The following is a 3,599-nucleotide window of genomic DNA, read 5'->3' on the forward strand; positions in this document are numbered from 1 at the left end:
TTGTTTGGCGACTACCTACTCTCCCACGACGTTTCCATCGTAGTACCATCGGCGTTAAGAGGCTTAACTTCTGTGTTCGGCATGGGTACAGGTGTATCCCTCTTGCTTTTATCACCATACTTATTCAATTCTTCATTTCCAATCAATAACAGTATATATTTCCAGTCAAGTTTTCGATTTATTAGTATCAGTTAGCTTTGATATTACTATCTTTACACCTCTGACCTATCTATCTTGTTTTCTTCAAGTAATCTCATAGAAATCTTATCTCGAGGTTGGTTTCGTGCTTAGATGCCTTCAGCACTTATCCTTCCCAGACGTAGCTACCGAGCTGTGCACTTGGCAGTACAACTCGTACACCAGCGGTCTGTCCATCCCGGTCCTCTCGTACTAAGGACAGATCCTCTCAAATTTCTCACGCCCACGGTGGATAGGGACCGAACTGTCTCACGACGTTCTGAACCCAGCTCGCGTGCCTCTTTAATGGGCGAACAGCCCAACCCTTGGAACCTACTCCAGCTCCAGGATGAGACGAGCCGACATCGAGGTGCCAAACCTCCCCGTCGATGTGGACTCTTGGGGGAGATAAGCCTGTTATCCCCGGGGTAGCTTTTATCCGTTGAGCGATGGCCCTTCCACTCGGTACCACCGGATCACTAAGTCCGACTTTCGTCTCTGCTCGACCTGTTTGTCTCGCAGTTAAGCTCGCTTTTGCCTTTGTACTCTTTGAATGATTTCCAACCATTCTGAGCGAACCTTTGAACGCCTCCGTTACTTTTTTGGAGGCGACCGCCCCAGTCAAACTGCCCGACTGACAGTGTCCTATTACCAGTTTCATGGCAACTAGTTAGAACTTTAGAATTAAAAGGGTGGTATCCCAACAGTGACTCTGCAAACTCTGGCGAGCTTGCTTCTTTGTCTCCCACCTATCCTGTACATTTAATCCCAAAATTCAATGTCAACCTGCAGTAAAGCTCCACGGGGTCTTTCCGTCCTACCGTGGGTAAGTCGCATCTTCACGACTACTACAATTTCACCGGATCCTTTGTTGAGACAGCGCCCAAATCGTTACACCTTTCGTGCGGGTCGGAACTTACCCGACAAGGAATTTCGCTACCTTAGGACCGTTATAGTTACGGCCGCCGTTTACTGGGGCTTAAGTTCGTTGCTTCGATTGCTCTAACAAGTCCCCTTGACCTTCCAGCACCGGGCAGGTGTCAGCACCTATACTTCATCTTTCGATTTAGCAGATACTTGTGTTTTTGGTAAACAGTCGCTTGGGCCTATTCTCTGCGACCTAATTTCTTAGGCATCCCTTCTCGCTAACTTACGGGATTATTTTGCCGAGTTCCTTAACAAAGGTTCTTCCGCGCGTCTTAGAATTCTCTTCTTGCCTACCTGTGTCGGTTTGCGGTACGGGTACAAGATTATTCGATAGCACCTTTTCTTGGCAGTTTGAATCTGTCGCTTCGCATCTTTCTGCTCCCCATGATAACTTACGTTAACGAATATACGGATTTGCCTGTATATTCTGGCTTGTTACTTGGACGTGTTCTACCATTCACACGCTCGACTTTTCCTTCTGCGTCAGTACTTCTCTCAATCACAATCTTGTAGTACAGGAATTTCTACCTGTTGTCCATCGACTACGCCTTTCGGCCTCGCCTTAGGTCCCGACTTACCCTGAGAGGACGAGCCTTGCTCAGGAATCCTTGGGCTTTCGACGGGGATGATTCTCACATCCCTTTTCGCTACTCATGCCAGCATTCTCACTTGTATATAATCCACAATTGCTTGCGCTTTTTGCTTCAATTCATATACAACGCTCCTCTACCGATAGAAAAGCTATTATGCCAGTTGTATGTTGTTAAGTTTTTTAGAAATTGTATCGTTTAATAGTTTTAATTTATGTCTTTCTCTCTTACTTTACTAGTTGATATATTTCCTNATGCCAGCATTCTCACTTGTATATAATCCACAATTGCTTACGCTTTTTGCTTCAATTCATATACAACGCTCCTCTACCGATAGAAAAGCTATTATGCCAGTTGTATGTTGTTAAGTGTTTTAGAAATTGTATCGTTTAATAGTTTTACGCTTTTTGTGTTTCCACTTTAAAATTTTCGTCTTATTTCTCTTACTTTACTAGTTGATATATTTCCTAATCACTTTTCTTCATACTTCTCGCATAATTGCTTTTCTATCCCACAGTTTCGGTATCAGATTTAGCCCCGTTCATCTTCGGCGCATTACCACTTGACCAGTGAGCTATTACGCACTCTTTAAATGTATGGCTGCTTCTGAGCCAACATCCTGGTTGTCTGAGTAGTATNTGTCTTTCTCTCTTACTTTACTAGTTGATATATTTCCTTGATCTTTAACTTCATACTTCTCGCATAATTGCTTTTCTATCCCACAGTTTCGGTATCAGATTTAGCCCCGTTCATCTTCGGCGCATTACCACTTGACCAGTGAGCTATTACGCACTCTTTAAATGTATGGCTGCTTCTGAGCCAACATCCTGGTTGTCTGAGTAGTATTACATCCTTTCCCACTTAATCTGTATTTTGGGACCTTAACTGGTGGTCTGGGCTGTTTCCCTTTTGACTATGAAGCTTATCCCTCATGGTCTGACTCCTGTTCATCGATTTTCAGGCATTCGGAGTTTGATAAGTTTCGGTAGAATTACTTCCCCTAGACTATTCAGTGCTCTACCTCCTGTAATCTAAAACAAGGCTAGCCCTAAAGCTATTTCGAGGAGAACCAGCTATATCCGAGTTCGATTGGCTTTTCACCCCTATCCACAGGTCATCCGATAGCTTTTAAACGCTACCCGGTTCGAGCCTCCAGTAAATTTTACTTTACCTTCACTCTGCCCATGGATAGATCACCCGGTTTCGGGTCTACAACACATAACTTTCGCCCTATTAAGACTCGGTTTCCCTGCGACTTCACATCTTAAATGTTTAATCTTGCTACGTATCGTAACTCGCTGGCCCGTTCTACAAAAAGTACGACATTAGAAGTCTTCTTCCTCTGTCTGCTTGTAGGCGCAAGGTTTCAGGTTCTGTTTCACTCCCCTCCCGGGGTTCTTTTCACCTTTCCCTCACGGTACTATTCGCTATCGGTCACCAGGTAGTATTTAGCCTTAGGGGGTGGTCCCCCTATCTTCCCACAGAATTTCACGTGCTCCGTGGTACTCTTCTTAAAGTGTCTCTATTCTGATTTCGACTACAAGACTGTTACTTTCTTTGGTTCTTCTTTCCATAAGATTTGTCTATCAGTTTAGTCTTACTTTAATGGGCTTGTCTCTGTTCGCTCGCCGCTACTTGGAGAATCGAGTTTTCTTTCTTTTCTTGTTCCTACTTAGATGTTTCAGTTCAGAACATTCGCCTCCATACGCTATGTATTTACGTATGGATACTAGAGTGTGTCTAGTAGGTTTCCCCATTCGGATTCCCCCGAGTTACTGGATATTTGCTCCTATTCGAGGTTTTCGTTGCTTGTCACGTCCTTCTTCGCCTCCTGGTGCCAAGGCATCCGCCTTGCGCCCTTAGTTTCTTGACCGGAAATATATACTGTTATTCGATTTTCAATGT

The 3,599-nt window shown here is 44.2% G+C and carries 2 rRNA genes; both read right to left on the bottom strand.

What is annotated here, in order from left to right:
- Positions 1 to 2: 2 nt before the first annotated feature.
- Positions 3 to 119: ribosomal RNA gene (rrf, locus tag GKG01_RS08945) — 5S ribosomal RNA — on the bottom strand.
- A gap of 42 nt (positions 120 to 161) precedes the next feature.
- A 23S ribosomal RNA gene (locus tag GKG01_RS08950) occupies positions 162 to 3,567 on the bottom strand.
- Positions 3,568 to 3,599 lie beyond the last annotated feature (32 nt).

The sequence above is a fragment of the Finegoldia sp. BIOML-A4 genome, from assembly GCF_009679635.1.
GTDB classification, from domain to species: domain Bacteria; phylum Bacillota; class Clostridia; order Tissierellales; family Peptoniphilaceae; genus Finegoldia; species Finegoldia magna.